This is a genomic window from Methylibium sp. Root1272 (assembly GCF_001425905.1).
Lineage (GTDB): Bacteria > Pseudomonadota > Gammaproteobacteria > Burkholderiales > Burkholderiaceae_C > Methylibium.
This window is the reverse complement of the sequence record NZ_LMDY01000015.1, coordinates 1-15,652: the sequence shown is the minus strand read 5'-3', so window position 1 is coordinate 15,652 and position 15,652 is coordinate 1. Positions and strand designations below refer to the sequence as shown.

13 protein-coding genes are annotated in these 15,652 nt (G+C 68.7%); 10 read left to right on the top strand and 3 right to left on the bottom strand.

Going from position 1 to position 15,652, the window contains the following annotated elements:
• Positions 1-65: 65 nt before the first annotated feature.
• Together ASC67_RS14280 and ASC67_RS14275 are read right to left on the bottom strand one after the other, a co-directional pair.
• On the bottom strand, positions 66-1,415 hold the full coding sequence (locus tag ASC67_RS14280) for an NAD(P)/FAD-dependent oxidoreductase (protein ID WP_056322275.1): 1,350 nt from the start codon (positions 1,413-1,415) through the stop codon (positions 66-68).
• A gap of 4 nt (positions 1,416-1,419) precedes the next feature.
• Positions 1,420-2,196: a class I SAM-dependent methyltransferase gene (locus tag ASC67_RS14275; RefSeq protein ID WP_056322270.1), complete on the bottom strand. Its 777-nt coding sequence runs from the start codon at positions 2,194-2,196 to the stop codon at positions 1,420-1,422.
• Positions 2,197-2,393: 197 nt separating this feature from the next.
• Between ASC67_RS14275 and ASC67_RS14270 the strand changes: the two genes are divergently transcribed.
• Together ASC67_RS14270 and ASC67_RS14265 are read left to right on the top strand one after the other, a co-directional pair.
• Positions 2,394-3,578: an efflux RND transporter periplasmic adaptor subunit gene (locus ASC67_RS14270; RefSeq protein ID WP_056322267.1), complete on the top strand. Its 1,185-nt coding sequence runs from the start codon at positions 2,394-2,396 to the stop codon at positions 3,576-3,578.
• Complete coding sequence (locus ASC67_RS14265; RefSeq protein ID WP_056322262.1) at positions 3,575-6,661, top strand: efflux RND transporter permease subunit; 3,087 nt, start codon at positions 3,575-3,577, stop codon at positions 6,659-6,661. Before ASC67_RS14270 ends, ASC67_RS14265 begins: the two co-directional genes overlap by 4 nt.
• Before the next feature lie 24 nt (positions 6,662-6,685).
• Here ASC67_RS14265 and ASC67_RS14260 read toward each other — a convergent pair whose 3' ends face one another.
• Positions 6,686-8,215 carry a helicase HerA-like domain-containing protein gene (locus ASC67_RS14260; RefSeq protein ID WP_056322257.1) on the bottom strand — a complete coding sequence of 510 codons (1,530 nt, stop codon included), beginning with the start codon at positions 8,213-8,215 and terminating at the stop codon, positions 6,686-6,688.
• Positions 8,216-8,300: 85 nt separating this feature from the next.
• Between ASC67_RS14260 and ASC67_RS14255 the strand changes: the two genes are divergently transcribed.
• From ASC67_RS14255 to ASC67_RS14220, 8 genes are all read left to right on the top strand, one after another.
• On the top strand, positions 8,301-9,026 hold the full coding sequence (locus ASC67_RS14255) for a YebC/PmpR family DNA-binding transcriptional regulator (RefSeq protein WP_056322252.1): 726 nt from the start codon (positions 8,301-8,303) through the stop codon (positions 9,024-9,026).
• A gap of 10 nt (positions 9,027-9,036) precedes the next feature.
• Positions 9,037-10,329: a phosphoribosylamine--glycine ligase gene (gene purD, locus ASC67_RS14250; protein WP_056322248.1), complete on the top strand. Its 1,293-nt coding sequence runs from the start codon at positions 9,037-9,039 to the stop codon at positions 10,327-10,329.
• Positions 10,330-10,339: 10 nt separating this feature from the next.
• Positions 10,340-11,260, top strand: a complete 921-nt coding sequence (gene hemF, locus ASC67_RS14245; protein ID WP_056322243.1) for an oxygen-dependent coproporphyrinogen oxidase — start codon at positions 10,340-10,342, stop codon at positions 11,258-11,260.
• The gene (gene nadD / locus ASC67_RS14240) at positions 11,257-11,895 is read left to right on the top strand and encodes a nicotinate-nucleotide adenylyltransferase (protein WP_056322238.1); all 639 of its coding nucleotides are present in this window, start codon (positions 11,257-11,259) and stop codon (positions 11,893-11,895) included. The genes hemF and nadD overlap by 4 nt, the downstream gene beginning before the upstream one ends.
• Before the next feature lie 24 nt (positions 11,896-11,919).
• On the top strand, positions 11,920-12,582 hold the full coding sequence (gene rsfS / locus ASC67_RS14235; RefSeq protein WP_056322233.1) for a ribosome silencing factor: 663 nt from the start codon (positions 11,920-11,922) through the stop codon (positions 12,580-12,582).
• Positions 12,579-13,049: a 23S rRNA (pseudouridine(1915)-N(3))-methyltransferase RlmH gene (gene rlmH, locus ASC67_RS14230; RefSeq protein ID WP_056322227.1), complete on the top strand. Its 471-nt coding sequence runs from the start codon at positions 12,579-12,581 to the stop codon at positions 13,047-13,049. The genes rsfS and rlmH overlap by 4 nt, the downstream gene beginning before the upstream one ends.
• A gap of 5 nt (positions 13,050-13,054) precedes the next feature.
• Positions 13,055-13,669: a nucleoside triphosphate pyrophosphatase gene (locus tag ASC67_RS14225; protein ID WP_056322222.1), complete on the top strand. Its 615-nt coding sequence runs from the start codon at positions 13,055-13,057 to the stop codon at positions 13,667-13,669.
• Between the two features lie 295 nt (positions 13,670-13,964).
• On the top strand, positions 13,965-15,425 hold the full coding sequence (locus tag ASC67_RS14220) for an oligosaccharide flippase family protein (protein WP_082536034.1): 1,461 nt from the start codon (positions 13,965-13,967) through the stop codon (positions 15,423-15,425).
• Positions 15,426-15,652: the final 227 nt, after the last annotated feature.

The following is a 15,652-nucleotide window of genomic DNA, read 5'->3' as shown; positions in this document are numbered from 1 at the left end:
CGACCACTGCGATGGTGTGAGGCGTTGGACGCTCAGGTGGGGCGGAGGATGGGCAGCCGGCACCGTCACTGCGCCTCGAGGATGTTCTCGCCGCGCAGCGGACCCATGTCCTGGATGTTGCGGCGATGCCGCCGCCAGCCGCCGATGGTGCGGCGCAGGCTGCGCAGGGAAATGAGGTAGTAGATGCCCTTCATGGCCCACAGCGAGGGCCAGATCGGCGTCTTGCCGTAGATGTCGCCGGCCAGCAGCGACAGCAGCGCTTCCTTCACTCGCAGCGGGTTGGCCGGGTACATGAACATCTCGCGGATGGTCGGGTTGGTGACGCGGAAGATGAACCACGAGTACTCGCGCGGCCCCTTGCGCATCGTCGCCTCGAAACGCTTGCGGGCGGCCACGGCCTCGGCGGGGCGGTCCAGGCAGCTGGCTACCACGTCGGCGCCGTCGAAGGCGCTGTGCATCGCGAGGTAGACGCCCGACGAGAACATCGGGTCGATGAAGGTGAAGGCATCGCCGAGCAGCAGGTAGCGCTCGCCGCTGCAGTGGGTGGCGCAGTACGAGAAGTTGCCGGTCGCGTGCACGTCGCCGCCCACCAGCGTGGCGTCCTTCAGGCGGTCGGCCAGCTCGGGGCACAACGCGATGGTGTCGTCGAAGAACTCCTTCAGCGGCTTGTCGCGCTGCTTCAGGTAGTAGGGCCAGCACACCGCACCGACGCTGGTGCTGCCGTCGGCCAGCGGGATGAACCAGAACCAGCCGTGGGCGAACCACATGATGCTGATGTTGCCCTCCTTCACGCCCGGCAACCGGCGCGCACCGGTGTAGTGGCCGAACAGCGCGGAGCTGTTGTGCGCCGGGTTCTTTTCCTTGCAGCGCAGCTTGTTCGCGATGAAGGTGTCGCGCCCCGACGCGTCGACCACGAAGCGGGCCCGCCAACTGCGCCGCGCGCCGTCGTCCAGCGTGGTCTGCACGGTGGCGCCTTCGGCGTCGAAGCTCACGTCGCGCACGCGGCAGCCCTCCAGGGTCTTGGCGCCGGACGCCGCGGCGTGGCGGAACAGCAGTTCGTCCAGCTCGGAGCGGCGCACCTGCCAGGCATAGGGCTGGCGCTTGTCCCACTGGTCGGCGAACTCGAGGTAGCTGCGGTGCTGGTGCTCGGGCGACACGAACTCGATGCCCCACTTGGGCATGCCGATCTTCTCGACCTGGTCGCGCACGCCGAGCCGGTCGAACAGCGCGACGTTGGCGGGCAGCAGCGATTCGCCGATGTGGAAGCGCGGGTGGTGGGCCTTCTCCAGCAGCACGACGTCACGGCCCTGTTTCGCCAGCAGGGCCGCGACGGTGGAGCCGGCCGGGCCGCCGCCGATGACGAGCACGTCGCAGAAGGACGACGGTGTGTCGGAGGAAGATGCAGCGGAGTTCATGGGTTCAGTTGCGGGCCGGCTTGACGGCCGTGTACTCGGAGAAGATGCCGAGCTCGACATGGCGCTGCACCTGTTCGAAGCCCGCGGCCCGCAACGCCTCCATCACCGATTCCGGCGAGATGCAGGCCTCGATGGTGTCCCAGTAGTAGCGCCACAGCTCGGCGGTGTCGCTGCGGCGCCCGACCGCGCGTGCGATCAGCGGCACCACCGCACGCATGTAGCCGCGCAGCAGCGTGGTCGGCAGGCGCCCGACGGGGCGCGTGATCTCGAGCAGCAGCAGCCGCCCGCCGGGCCGCAGGGCGCGGTGGAACTCGGAGAAGGCCGCCGACACGTCGGCGATGTGCCGCAGCGCGTAGCCGAGGCTGAGGAAATCGGCGCTGGCATCGTCGCAGGGCAGGGCCTCCGCGCGGCCCTGCCGCAGCTCGACGCCGGGCAGATGCACCTCGCCCATCATGCCGGGGCTGGGATCGACGCCGACCAGGCGGCCGCCCGGTCCGATCAGGCGCAGCGCCTCGCGCGCGACCATGCCGGTCCCGATGCCGACGTCGAGCACCTGCGCGCCGGTGGTGAGCCCGGCCCGCTCCAGCGCCCGCCGGCGGTACCAGGGGCCGGAGCCCAGGGCCAGGATGCGCTCGATGCGCTCGTAGTCCGGCGCGGTGTCGTCGAAAATGCGGCGCAGGAAGCGCTGGTGATCGGCTTCGTCTCCGTAGTAGGCGCTGAGCGGCGCATGCGGGGCCAGGGCCTCGCGGGGCGGAGGGGTGGAGGGCGGGCCGGATTGCATCGAACGATTATGGCAAGCCGCTGCAGAAGCCCCTTCCGCATGACCGAGCGTGGGCAGGGGGCCGGCGGGGCGGCGACACTCCGGGTCGGCCGATCGTCGGCCGTCATGGCCGCGGTGGCTTCACGCAAGTTCACAGTCCTTCACGCCGGGCTCAAGTGCGCGTGGCAACTTTCGCCTTTGCCCGAGATCGCAGTGACATGAAAAGAACGATGCTGTTGGGGGGTGCCGTGGTGCTGGTCGCCGCAGGGGCCGCCCTCGCTTGGACGCTGACGCAGCGCCCGCCGGCCTCCGCCCCGCGCGCCGCGGCCGCAGCGGCCGGCGCCGCCGTCACGGTGACCACGGTACCGGCACGCCGCGAGGATTTCGCTCTGGAACTGGGGGCGACCGGCACCGTCAGCGCCCTGAACCGTGTGGAGATCCACCCGCAGATCAGCGCCGCGATCGATCGGGTGCACATCCGCGAGGGGCAGTCGGTCCGCACCGGCGACCTGCTGTTCACGCTCGACAGCCGGGCCGCCCAGGTGCGCGTGGCCCAGGCGCAGGCGCAGTTGCAGCGCGATCTGGCAACGCTGGCCGATGCCGAGCGGCAACTGGCTCGCAGCCGCGACCTGCTGCGGCAGAACTTCGTCTCGCAGAGCGCTGTCGACACCAATCTCAGCCAGGTCGAGGCGCAGCAGGCCGTGGTGGCGGCCGACCGCGCGGCGATCCAGGCGGCGCGCGTGGACCTCGGCTATGCGCGCATCGTGGCACCGAGCCCGGGCCGTGTGGGCGCGATCGCGGTCTATGCCGGCAGCTACGTGACGCCGGCCTCGCCGGCCCTGGTGACCATCACCCAGCTCGACCCGATCGCGGTCAGCTTCCCGGTGCCGCAGCGGCACATCGGCGCGCTGCTGGCCAGCCTGAAGTCAGGCACCGGCCGTGTCACTGCGCAGTTGCCGGACGCGCAGGCGCCGCTCACCGGCACGCTGCAGTTCGTCGACAGCGCGGTCGACGCGAATTCGGGCACCGTGCAGGTCAAGGCGCAGTTCGCCAACCCGCAGCAGCAGCTGTGGCCCGGTGCCTACGCCGACGTGAAGCTTGCGGTCGGCAGCCTGCCGGGCGCGATCCTGGTGCCGCAGGCCGCGATCATCCAGGGCGCCAAGACCAAGTCGGTCTACGTGGTCGGCGCGGACGGCAAGGCGCAGCTCCGTGAGGTGGAGGTCATCGCCTCGGCCGGCGACGTGGCGGCCGTCGGCGGCGTGCAGGCGGGCGAGCGCATCATCGTCGACGGCAAGCAGAACCTGCGGCCCGGCGCGGCGGTGGTCGAGCAGGCCGTCCCGGCAGCCGGCGCGGCGAGCCGGCCGGCGCGTCGCGTGGCCGCCGCCTCGGAGCCGCGGCCATGAACCTTTCGGAGTTGTTCATCCGCCGTCCGGTGATGACGGTGCTGTTGAACCTCGCGATGGTGGTGGCCGGCGTCATCGCCTACCGGCAGATCCCGATCGCCGCGCTGCCGAGCTACAACACGCCGGTCATCAACGTCACCGCGTCGCTGCCCGGCGCCAGCCCGGAGACCATGGCCACTTCGGTGGCCTTGCAGCTCGAGAAGCAGTTCTCGACTATCCCTTCGCTCAGCATCATCAGCTCGAGCAGCACGCTGGGCAATACCTCGCTGACGCTCGAATTCGACGAGGGCCGCGACATCGACGCGGCCGCGGTCGACGTGCAGGCGGCATTGCTGCGGGCCGAGCGCACGCTGCCGCAGGACATGACGGCGCCGCCGTCCTACCGCAAGGTGAACCCGGCCGACGCGCCGGTGCTGCTGATGGCGATGACCTCGCCATCGATGAACCTTTCGGACCTGAACGACTACGCCGAGCACCTGATCTCGCCCGCGCTGTCCACGCTGCCCGGCGTAGCGCAGGTGAACATCTTCGGGCAGCGACGCTTTGCGGTGCGCGTGCGGGTGCTGCCGCAGGCGCTGGCCGCGCGCGACATCGCGATCGAGGAGCTCAGTGCGGCGCTCGCCACCGCCAATGCCAACACGCCGGTCGGCACGCTCGAGGGCGACCGCCAGACGCTGACGGTGCAGGCCAACCGGCAGCTGCGCAACGCGGCCGAGTTCTCCGACCTGATCGTCAGCAGCAAGAACGGCAACACCGTGCGGCTGCGCGACGTGGCGGCGGTCGAGGACAGCTACGAGAGCGTCAAGACCTCGGCCAACTTCAATGGCGAGGCGTCGATCACGCTGGCCGTGCAGCGCCAGCCAGACGCCAACACCGTGGCCGTGGTGGATGCGGTCAAGGCGGCGCTGCCGGGCTTTAGCGCGCAGCTGCCGCAGTCGATCCGGCTGAGCCTGCTGAACGACCGCTCCACCTCGATCCGCGAGGCGCTGCATGACGTGAACCTCACGCTGCTCGGCACCATCGTGCTGGTGGTGCTGGTGATCTTCCTGTTCCTGCGCCGCGCGGTCGCGACGGTGATCCCGACGCTGTCGCTGCCGGTGTCGCTGATCGGCGCGGTGGCGCTGCTGTGGGCCGGCGGCTACAGCCTCGACAACATCTCGCTGCTGGGGCTGACGCTGGCCGTGGGCCTGGTGGTGGACGACGCGATCGTGATGCTCGAGAACATCATGCACCACGTCGAGCGGGGCATGGACCCGTTCGAGGCGGCGCTCAAAGGCTCGCGCGAGGTCGGCTTCACCATCATCTCGATCTCGACCTCGCTGGTCGCGGTGTTCATCCCGATCTTCTTCATGCCCGGCGTGATCGGCCTGCTGTTCCACGAGTTCGCGGTGATCGTCTCGCTGGCCATCCTGGTGTCGGCGTTCGTCTCGCTGACCCTGGTGCCGATGCTGGCGGGCCGCTACCTGAAGCCCGAGGCCACGCAGCGCCCGCCGGGCGCGCTGGTGCGCGGCTTCGAGCGCGGCTTCGAGGCCACGACACGCTGGTACACGCGCTCGCTCGACCTGGCGCTGCGGCACCGCCGCCTGGTGCTGGGGGTGGGCGTACTGACCTTCGCGCTGACCGCGCTGATGTTCGTCACCATCCCGAAGGGCTTCTTCCCCGAGGAAGACATCGGCCAGATCCGCGCGTCGACCGAAGCCTCCGAGGACACATCTTTCGCGGCGATGGTGAAGCTGCAGGACCAGGCGGTGCAGGTGATGCTGGCCGATCCCAACGTGTTGAGCGTCAACTCGGTCAACGGCGGCAGCGGCACGCAGAACACCGGCCGCATGTTCATCAACCTGAAGCCGCGCAGCGAGCGCCCGCCGATGAAGCAGGTGGTCGAGGGACTGCGCAAGCAACTGAGCCAGGTGGCCGGCATCACCGTCTACCTGCAGCCGGTGCAGAACCTGCAGCTCGGCGGGCGCCAGAGCAAGAGCCGCTACCAGTACATCCTGCAGAGCGTGAAGGCCGACGAGCTGAACGACTGGGCGGCCAAGCTGCAGGAGAAGCTGCGCGCCGACCCGCGCTTCCGCGACGTGACCTCCGATTCGCAGCTCAAGGGCCTGCAGGCCTCGCTGAAGATCGACCGCGACAAGGCCAACACCCTGGGCGTTTCGGTCGACTCGATCCGCAACGCGCTGTTCAGCGCCTTCGGCGAGCGCCAGGTCGCCACCATCTACACCACCGCCGACAGCTACCAGGTGATCATGGAGGTGGCACCCGACGCCAAGCGAGACGAGAGCGCCTTCGACGGCATCTACCTGCGCAGCAGCAACGGGGCCCTGGTGCCACTGAACAGCTTCGCGACGGTGGAGCGCACGCTGGGGCCGACCTCGGTCAACCACGTCGGGCAGCTGCAGGCGGTGACGGTGTCGTTCAACCTCGCGCCGGGCGTGCCGCTCGGCGCTGCGACGAAGCAGCTCGAAGCCTATGGCCAGGAGATCCGCCTGCCGGCGTCGGTGATCACCAGCTACGGCGGCGATGCGGCGGTGTTCAAGACCTCGCAGGGCAGCCAGGCGATCCTCATCGTCGCAGCGCTGCTGGTGATCTACGTGCTGCTGGGTGTGCTGTACGAGAGCTACATCCACCCGCTGACCATCCTGGCCGGCCTGCCTTCGGCCGCGGTCGGGGCCTTGCTGATGCTCGAACTCTTCGGGCAGGACCTGACGTTGATCGCGACCATCGGCATCCTGCTGCTGATCGGCATCGTGAAGAAGAACGCGATCATGATGATCGACTTCGCGCTCGATGCGCAGCGCAACCAGGGCATGGCGCCCGAGGCGGCGATCCGCGAGGCCTGCGTGCGGCGCTTCCGGCCGATCACGATGACCACGCTGGCCGCGCTGATGGGCGCGGTGCCGATCGCACTGGGCATCGGTGCCGGTGCCGAGCTGCGGCAGCCGCTGGGCCTGGCGGTGGTCGGCGGCCTGCTGTTCTCTCAGGCGATCACGCTCTACCTGACGCCGGTGATCTACCTCTACCTCGACCGCTACAGCGGCCGCGGACCGATCCAGACGCCGGAAGCCGTGGAGGCTCGCTGAGGAGTACGGGGCGTCGGGTCTGGCTCAGCGCCGCTTGCTGCCGCCGAGCAGGCTGCCGAGCACGCCGCGGATGATCTCGCGGCCCACCGTGGTGCCCATGGTGCGCACGGCCGACTTGGCCATCGACTCGGCCAAGCCTTCGCGCTTGCCGCCGCGCGGACCGGTCGAACCGAACAGGATGTCGCCCAGGCCGCCGAGCATGCCGCCGCCGTCTTGCGCCGGCGCAGCGCCGTCGGCACTCCGGTTCGCCTTCAGCTGGTCGGCCGCGTCCGCGGTCGCGGCACCGCGGCCCTTGAGCTTTTCGTAGGCGGACTCGCGGTCGACGGTCTTCTCGTAGACGCCGGCCACCAGCGAGCCGGCGATCAGCGCCTTGCGCTGCTCGGGTGTGATGGGGCCGATCTGGCTGCCTGGCGGGATCACGTACACACGCTGCGTGATGCCGGGGCGACCCTTCTCGTCGAGCAAGCTGACGAGGGCCTCGCCGACCGCGAGTTCGGTGATCGCGGTGGCGATGTCGAGGCCGGGGTTGGCGCGCATCGTCTCGGCGGCCGACTTGACGGCCTTCTGGTCGCGCGGCGTGAAGGCGCGCAGCGCATGCTGCACGCGGTTGCCCAGCTGGCCGAGCACGCTGTCGGGCACGTCGAGCGGGTTCTGGGTCACGAAGTAGACGCCGACGCCCTTGGAGCGTACCAACCGCACCACCAGCTCGATACGCTCGACCAGGGCCTTGGGCGCGTCGGTGAACAGCAGGTGGGCCTCGTCGAAGAAGAACACAAGCTTGGGCTTCTCGAGGTCGCCTACCTCGGGCAGCAGCTCGAACAGCTCGCTGAGCATCCACAGCAGGAAGGTCGCGTAGAGCCGCGGCGAGGTCATCAGCTTGTCGGCGGCCAGGATGTTGATCACGCCCTTGCCGTCGGCGGTCTGCATGAAGTCGCCGATGTCGAGCATCGGCTCGCCGAAGAAGCTGTCGCCGCCTTGCTCCTCGATCTGCATCAGGCCGCGCTGGATCGCGCCCACGCTGGCGGCGCTGATGTTGCCGTACTCGGTCTGGAACGCCTTGGCGTTGTCGCCCACGTGCTGCAGCATCGCGCGCAGATCCCGCAGGTCGAGCAGCAGCATGCCGTTGTCGTCGGCGATCTTGAACACCAGCGACAGCACGCCCTGCTGGGTCTCGTTGAGCGCGAGCATGCGGCCCAGCAGCAGCGGCCCCATGTCGGACACGGTGGCGCGCACCGGGTGCCCCTGGGCGCCGAACACGTCCCACAGGGTGGCCGGGCAGGCGAGCGGTGCCGGCAGGTCCAGGCCGCGGTCCTTCAGCACCTTGGCGAGCTTGTCGTTCACGCTGCCGGCCTGGGCGATGCCGGTCAGGTCACCCTTCACGTCGGCCAGGAAGACCGGCACGCCGATCCTCGAGAACTGCTCGGCCAGGGCCTGCAGCGTGATGGTCTTGCCGGTGCCAGTGGCGCCGGTGATCAGGCCGTGGCGGTTGGCCAGGGCGGGCAGCAACGCGCATTCGATCTCGCCGTGCTTGGCGATCAGCAGGGGTTCGGCCATGGGGTCCTCGGCAGGGGGGCGGGCGAAGACGCGGAGGCGTCCACTAAAATCATTGCAATCCTAAGCTTTCCGAAACGAGAACAACATGGCCGGCCATTCCAAATGGGCCAACATCCAGCACCGCAAGGGTCGCCAGGATGAGAAGCGCGGCAAGATCTGGACCCGCATCATTCGAGAGATCGTCGTGGCGGCCCGTGCCGGCGGCGGCGACACCACGATGAACCCGCGGCTGCGCCTCGCGATCGAGAAGGCCAAGGCCGCCAACATGCCGGCCGACCGCATCAAGTACAACGTCGACAAGGCCACCGGCAACCAGGAAGGCGTCAGCTACGAGGAGATCCGCTACGAGGGCTACGGCATCGGCGGCGCGGCGATCATCATCGACACGATGACCGACAACCGGGTGCGCACGGTGGCGGAGGTGCGGCACGCCTTCAGCAAGTACGGCGGCAATCTGGGCACCGACGGCTCGGTGAGCTTCCAGTTCAAGCACTGCGGGCAGTTCGTGTTCGCGCCGGGCAGCAGCGAGGACAGGATCATGGAGGTGGCGCTCGACGCCGGCGCCGAGGACGTGGTCACTGCCGAGGACGGTGCCATCGAGGTGCTGTGCGCGCCGCCCGACTTCGAGGCGGTGCAGGAGGCGCTGAAGGCGGCCGGGCAGGTGCCTGAACTGGCCGAGGTGACGATGCGCGCCGAGAACACCGTGGCGCTGGCCGGCGAGGACGCGCAGCGCATGCAGAAGCTGCTCGACGTGCTGGAAGACCTGGACGACACGCAGGCCGTGTTCCACAACGCCGAACTGGACGAGTGAGCAGAACGACATGAAGGTTCTCGTCATTGGCGGCGGCGGCCGCGAGCACGCGCTGGCCTGGAAGCTGGCGCAGTCGCCCAAGGTGCAGATGGTCTACGTGGCGCCGGGCAACGGTGGCACGGCGCTCGATGTGCGCCTGAAGAACGTCGCGATCACGGAGGTGGACGCGCTGGCCGACTTCGCGCAGGCCGAGAAGATCGGCCTCACCGTGGTCGGCCCGGAGGCGCCGCTCGCGGCCGGCGTGGTCGACGTGTTCCGTGCCCGCGGCCTGCGGGTGTTCGGCCCGACCCAGGCGGCCGCGCAACTGGAGAGTTCGAAGGCCTTCTCGAAGGACTTCATGAAGCGTCACGGCATCCCGACCGCCGCCTACGAGACCTTCTCGGACGCGGTGGCGGCGCACGCCTATGTCGACCGCGTCGGCGCGCCGATCGTCGTCAAGGCCGACGGCCTGGCCGCGGGCAAGGGTGTGGTCGTCGCGACGACGCTCGATGAGGCCCACCAGGCGGTCGACTGGATGCTGGCCGGCAACAGCGGCGACAACAAGCTCGGCGTCACGCACAACGCCGGGGGCGCGCGCGTCGTGATCGAGGAATTCCTGGCCGGAGAGGAAGCCAGCTTCATCGTGCTGGCCGACGGCAGGCACGTGCTGCCGCTCGCCACCAGCCAGGACCACAAACGGCTGAAGGACGGCGACGCCGGCCCGAACACCGGCGGCATGGGCGCCTACTCGCCGGCGCCGGTGGTCACGCCCAACATCCACGCCAAGGTCATGCACGAGATCATCCAGCCCACGCTCGACGGCATGGCGCGTGATGGCATTCCCTATACCGGCTTCCTCTACGCCGGGCTGATGATCGACGCCCACGGCAACCCGAAGACGCTGGAATTCAACTGCCGCATGGGCGACCCGGAAACCCAGCCGATCATGATGCGCCTCAAGAGCGACCTGCTGGAGGTCATGACGCATGCGGCCGACGGCACGCTCGACCAGGTCGAGCTGCAGTGGGACCGCCGCTTCGCGCTCGGCGTGGTGATGGCCGCGCACGGCTATCCCGAGCAGCCGCGCAAGGCCGACGTGATCACCGGCCTGCCGCCCGAGGCCGCGGATGCGGTGGTGTTCCACGCCGGCACCGGCAAGCTGGGCAAGGACATCGTCACGAGCGGTGGGCGCGTGCTGTGCGTCACCGCGCTGGGCGACTCGGCCAAGGTGGCCCAGGCGCGTGCCTACGACGCGCTGTCGGGCATTTCCTTCGACGGCATGCAGTTCCGCCGCGACATCGGTCACCGTGCGATCAAGCGCTGATCCGGCCCCGATGACCGACACGCAAGCCGTCCGGGACTACCTGCTGGGTTTGCAGGAGCGCATCGTCGCCGCGCTGGAGGCGGAGGACGGTGGACGCTTCCTGAGCGACCGCTGGACGCGCGAACCGGGCGGCAAGCTCGAGGGCGAGGGGCTGTCGCGGCTGATCGAAGGCGGCCGCCTGCTCGAGCGCGGCGGCTGCAGCTTCAGCCATGTGCGGGGCCAGGCGCTGCCGCCTTCGGCCACGCAGCACCGCCCCGAGCTCGCCGGCGCGCCCTTCGAGGCGATGGGCGTGTCGCTGGTGTTCCACCCCCGCAACCCCTACGTGCCGACGGTGCACATGAACGTGCGCATGCTGGCCGCGCACCGCGCCGACGGCGAGACCGTCACCTGGTTCGGCGGCGGTATGGACCTGACGCCGTACTACGGCTTCGAGGACGACGCGGCGCACTTCCATTCCACCTCCCGCGATGCGCTGGCGCCGTTCGGCGACGACAAGTACCCGCGCTTCAAGCAATGGTGCGACGAGTACTTCTTCCTGAAGCACCGCAACGAGCCGCGCGGCATCGGTGGCGTGTTCTACGACGACTTCTCCGAGCTCGGCTTCGACGGCAGCTTCGCGATGACGCGGGCGGTCGGCGACGCGCTGCTCACGGCCTACCTGCCGATCGTGCAGCGCCGCCAGGCCCTGCCGTTCGGCGAACGCGAGCGCGAGTTCCAGAGCTACCGGCGTGGCCGCTATGTCGAGTTCAACCTGGTCTGGGACCGCGGCACGCTGTTCGGGCTGCAGTCCGGCGGGCGGACCGAATCCATCCTGATGTCGATGCCGCCTGCGGCGACCTGGCGCTACGACTGGAAGCCCGAGGCCGGCACGCCGGAAGCCCGGCTCTACAGCGATTTCCTGCGGCCTCGTGACTGGGCGGCCCTGACTTGAACGCCGCGCCCCAACGCCGCATCGGCCTGTACGGCGGCAGCTTCGATCCGCCGCACATGGGCCATCTGGTGCTCGCGATGACCGCCGTGCAGCACCTCAAGCTCGACGAGCTGCGCTGGATTCCGGCCGGCGTGCCTTGGCAGAAGGACCGCACGCTGCTGAGCGGCACGCACCGCGGGGCGATGGTCAAGGCGGCCATCACCGGCCATCGCGGCTTCAAGATCGACCGCCGCGAGATCGAGCGGAGTGGCCCCAGCTACACCATCGACACGGTGCGCGAGTCGCAGCTCGCCGAGCCGAACGCGAAATGGTTTCTCGTGATCGGGCAAGACCAGTATGAGCGCCTGCCCACCTGGCACGAGTGGCGCGAGCTGATCACGCGGGTCACGCTGGCCGTAGCCGGGCGCAATGGCAAGTCGCCGGCCCCGCCGTCGGAACTGCTGGCGGTGTGGCACCGCATCGAGGCGCTGCCGATGCCGCCGATGAATGTCTCGTCGACGGCGATCCGTGCCCACCTCGCAGCCGGCGGCACCGCGCAGTCGCTGGTTCCCGACATGGTGCCCACCGTGGTCGCGCGCTATATTGACCGTTACCACCTCTACGCGCCACCTCGCGGTGGCGTTTCCGCCGCCTGAGGGCGGCACCCAGCCCGGAGCTGCATGGACATCCGCAAACTGCAACGCGCCATCGTCGATGGCCTCGAGGACGTGAAGGCCCAGGACATCCAGGTCTTCAACACCGAGCACCTGTCGCCACTGTTCGAGCGGGTGATCATGGCCTCGGGCATGAGCAACCGGCAGACCAAGGCCCTGGCCGCCAGCGTGCGGGATGCGGTCCGGTCGCAGGGCTTCCCGGTCATGCGCACCGAGGGCGAGGACAACGGCGAGTGGATCATCGTCGACTGCGGCGCGGCCGTGGCGCACATCATGCAGCCGGAGATCCGTCGCTACTACCACCTCGAGGAGATCTGGGGCGGCAAGTCGGTGAAGATGAAGTTCGGCGAGGTGAGCAAGGGCCTGGTCAAGGCCTCGGCGCCGGACGACACGCCGGCCGACACGAAGAAGCGCGCGGCAGCCAAGAAGCCGGCAGCGAAATATTCGTCACGGCCCGCCGCGTCGGCTCCTGCGGCGCCGGCGCGCAAGTCCGCCGCGGGCAAGACGCCTGCGGCCAAGAAACCGGCCGCCCGCAAGACGACGGCGTCCAAGTCCCCGGTCGCGAAGAAGGCGCCGGCTCGGACCACGACCTCCACGACCCGCGCGCCGGCAACGAAGCGCGCCCCTGCGAAGAAGTCGGCTCCGTCGCGCAAGACTTCGCGGGCATGAAGCTCGCGCTGGTCGTCGTCGGCCAGCGCCTGCCGAGCTGGGCCGAGACCGCCTGCGAGGACTATCTCAAGCGTTTTCCACCCGATTGGCGCGTGGAACTCAAGGCGGTGAAGGCGGAGCCGCGCACCCAGGGCAAGACCGTGGACGCCCTGAAGGCCGCCGAGGCGCAGCGCATCGAGGCGGCCTGCGCCAAGGGCGCACGCCGTGTCGTGCTCGACGAGCGGGGCACTCGCCTGACCACCGCGCAGCTGGCGCAGCGCCTGCTTGCCTGGCAGCTCGACGGCCGCGACGTGGCGCTGCTGATCGGTGGCCCCGATGGTCTGGCCGACACGCTCAAGGATGGCGCCGAAGAAACGCTGCGCCTGTCGGACCTGACGCTGCCCCACGCGTTCGCACGGGTCTTGCTCGCCGAAGCGCTGTACCGCGCGTGGTCGGTCAACGCCGGGCATCCTTATCACCGTGAGTAGCGACCGTGCCTGAGTTTCTCTATCTGGCGTCGCAGAGCCCGCGACGGCGTCAACTGCTGCTGCAGATCGGCGTGCGCCACGAACTGCTGCTGCCCGGCGCCGACGAGGACAGCGAGGCGCTGGAGGCCGTGCTGCCCGGCGAAGCGGCGGACGACTACGTTCAGCGCGTGACGCTCGCCAAGCTCGCGGCGGCGCGGGCGCGCCTGCTGCGCCGGGAACTTCAGGCCGCGCCCATCCTGTGCGCCGACACCACGGTGGTGCTGGGCGAACGCATCCTCGGTAAGCCCGACGACGACGAGGAGGCTGCGCACATGCTCGAAGCCTTGTCGGGCCAGACCCACCGGGTGCTGACGGCGGTGGCGGTGGTCGAGGGGCCGCACGCGGCGTTCGAGCCGCACCTGCGGCTGCAGGCGTCGACCGTGCGGCTGCGGCCACTGTCGTCCGACGAGATCGTGCGCTACGTCGCGAGCGGCGAGTCGCACGGCAAGGCCGGCGCGTACGCGATCCAGAGCCAGGCGGCCGCATGGATCGAGCACATCGAGGGCAGCTACACCGGGATCATGGGCCTGCCGCTGTTCGAGACGGCCCAGTTGCTGAGGCCGCTGGGCTGGCAGTTCTAGGTCTCGGCCGGGCCCCGTTGGCCCTTGATGCGCCATCCTCTCAGGGCGAGAGCAGACCGATTTTGGGCTGGCTTTTCGGCGCTTGAGCCGCTGCGCTTTCGGGGCATTCTCACGAAATCTGTGCCTTCGTCAGTTACGGCTGTGAACAAGTGCTGCTGATGAGAACGCTTGTCATTTGACGCTCACACGGAGCGTCTTGCGGTCGCTACTCTTCCGGTCGTCAGCAAACTGAAGGCTTGCAAGGGAGTCGTGGTTTTGGCGTGGCCGCGGTGTGGCGGGCGCCCTGTTCAACATAATGAAATACAACGTCAATCTTTTGCATGGAGTGGCCTGGAGTACTGTCGGGAAAATCGCGCAGGTACTTCTCGGTTTCATCACGCTGGCGGCCTTCGCCCGTTTTCTCGGGCCGGAGGCCTTCGGTATTGTGGCAATCGCCTGGGTGGCGGTCGGCGTCGTCGAACTCATCACCGGCGGGATGCTGGCGGAAAGCCTGATCCAGCAGAAGGAACTGCGCCCGGCGCACACCAACACGACCTTCTGGCTGCTGTTCGGTTTCGGCTTCATCAGCTTCGTGGTGATCAGCTCGTTTAGCGACGGCATTGCTGCGCTGGTGGGCGGCCCCAAAGAGGTCGCGACCGTGCTGGGCTGGCGAGCCATCAGCTTGCCCCTGGGCGCGGTGAGCGGTGTTCATCGGGCGCTGCTGCGCAGGGAAGGCCGCTTCAAGGCGGTCGCCACCGTTGAAACCGTGGGTTCGATGATCGCCAGCGTGCTCGGGATTTCTCTCGCGGTGTCTGGTGCGGGGATCTGGAGCATCATCGTCAATGAGGTATCTCGCGTCGGCTTCACGATGCTCGGCGCGATGATCGCGACGCGTTGGCGGCCCGGTTTCGAGATCGAGCGCAAGGCGTTCATGGAATTGCTCAATTTCAATATTGGGTCGCTGGCTGGTGTCGCCATGCTGTATATCGACCGAATGATTCCGCGCCTGGTCATCGGTAATTATCTCGGGGCCTCGGCGGTTGGTATCTACACGATGGTGGAGCGGCTGCTGGAGCAGGTCGGGGATATCCTGATCGGACCGGCCTGGGATGTCACGTTGGTGATGTCGGCGCGCTCGCAAGGGCAACCCGAGGCGCTGCGCAAGCTGATGCGGCAGACCATCCTGGCGAGCGCACTGGTGGTAGTTCCGATCTACCTCGCGCTGGTCGTTCTGGCGCCGACCTTGATCGATCTGGTGTTCGGAACCCGCTGGGCGGGCGCGGCGACCGTGGTGCAGTTGTTCCTGCTGGGCGGCCTGCTGCTGCCGGCTTCGGAACTGGGCGTCGCCGTGCTGCGGGGCATCGGCCGGTCATCGCTGGCCATCATGCTCATGGTGGCCGATGTGGTCGTGCAGGCGGTGATGGTTATCGCGGTCGTCGGTTGGGGCCTGGAGGCGGTGGCCGGCGTGCGCGTCGCGAAGGAGCTGATCCTCTGGCCGGCGGGTGCCATTGTTTTGGCACGAGTTATCGGCCTGAGCGTCAGGTCGCAGGCCGCGGCGGCGTTCACTCCCGTGCTCGCGGCGGCACCGATGGCCGCTGTCATCTGGGCCGTTCATCATCTGCTCTCGCCACTGTGGCCGCAGCAGTTCGCCATGGTCGCTGCCGCGCTGGCGGGAGCCGTGACCTATCCCTGCATGTTGCGCTGGCTCGTCCCTTCGTCGTTCGAGTCGGCTGTCTCGACCGTCAAGTCGGCGCTGCGCGCGCGCTCAAGCCATTGAATGCCGTGTGCAGTCATGTTCAAGGTGAACGCTTTTTCGGTACGGGCAGGTCTGCCGGCGATCCCGCTAGGGTTTTTTCGCTGTAGCGAGCGATCGGATGAAGTCTGAAATAGATCTTATGAACAAACACGCTGCGGCCGCTGACCTGAGTTACTGGCGGGTGCGACTTGGGGGAGTGGAGGAGCTGAGGCTGCCGGTGGACCGGGAGAGGCCGAGCCGACCGCATG

Excerpts from the sequence above, each read along its gene's own strand:
- ASC67_RS14280 (WP_056322275.1), bottom strand. The coding sequence starts at position 1,415 with ATGAACTCCGCTGCATCTTCCTCCGACACACCGTCGTCCTTCTGCGAC.
- ASC67_RS14275 (WP_056322270.1), bottom strand. The coding sequence starts at position 2,196 with ATGCAATCCGGCCCGCCCTCCACCCCTCCGCCCCGCGAGGCCCTGGCC.
- ASC67_RS14270 (WP_056322267.1), top strand. The coding sequence starts at position 2,394 with ATGAAAAGAACGATGCTGTTGGGGGGTGCCGTGGTGCTGGTCGCCGCA.
- ASC67_RS14265 (WP_056322262.1), top strand. The coding sequence starts at position 3,575 with ATGAACCTTTCGGAGTTGTTCATCCGCCGTCCGGTGATGACGGTGCTG.
- ASC67_RS14260 (WP_056322257.1), bottom strand. The coding sequence starts at position 8,215 with ATGGCCGAACCCCTGCTGATCGCCAAGCACGGCGAGATCGAATGCGCG.
- ASC67_RS14255 (WP_056322252.1), top strand. The coding sequence starts at position 8,301 with ATGGCCGGCCATTCCAAATGGGCCAACATCCAGCACCGCAAGGGTCGC.
- purD (WP_056322248.1), top strand. The coding sequence starts at position 9,037 with ATGAAGGTTCTCGTCATTGGCGGCGGCGGCCGCGAGCACGCGCTGGCC.
- hemF (WP_056322243.1), top strand. The coding sequence starts at position 10,340 with ATGACCGACACGCAAGCCGTCCGGGACTACCTGCTGGGTTTGCAGGAG.
- rsfS (WP_056322233.1), top strand. The coding sequence starts at position 11,920 with ATGGACATCCGCAAACTGCAACGCGCCATCGTCGATGGCCTCGAGGAC.
- rlmH (WP_056322227.1), top strand. The coding sequence starts at position 12,579 with ATGAAGCTCGCGCTGGTCGTCGTCGGCCAGCGCCTGCCGAGCTGGGCC.
- ASC67_RS14220 (WP_082536034.1), top strand. The coding sequence starts at position 13,965 with ATGAAATACAACGTCAATCTTTTGCATGGAGTGGCCTGGAGTACTGTC.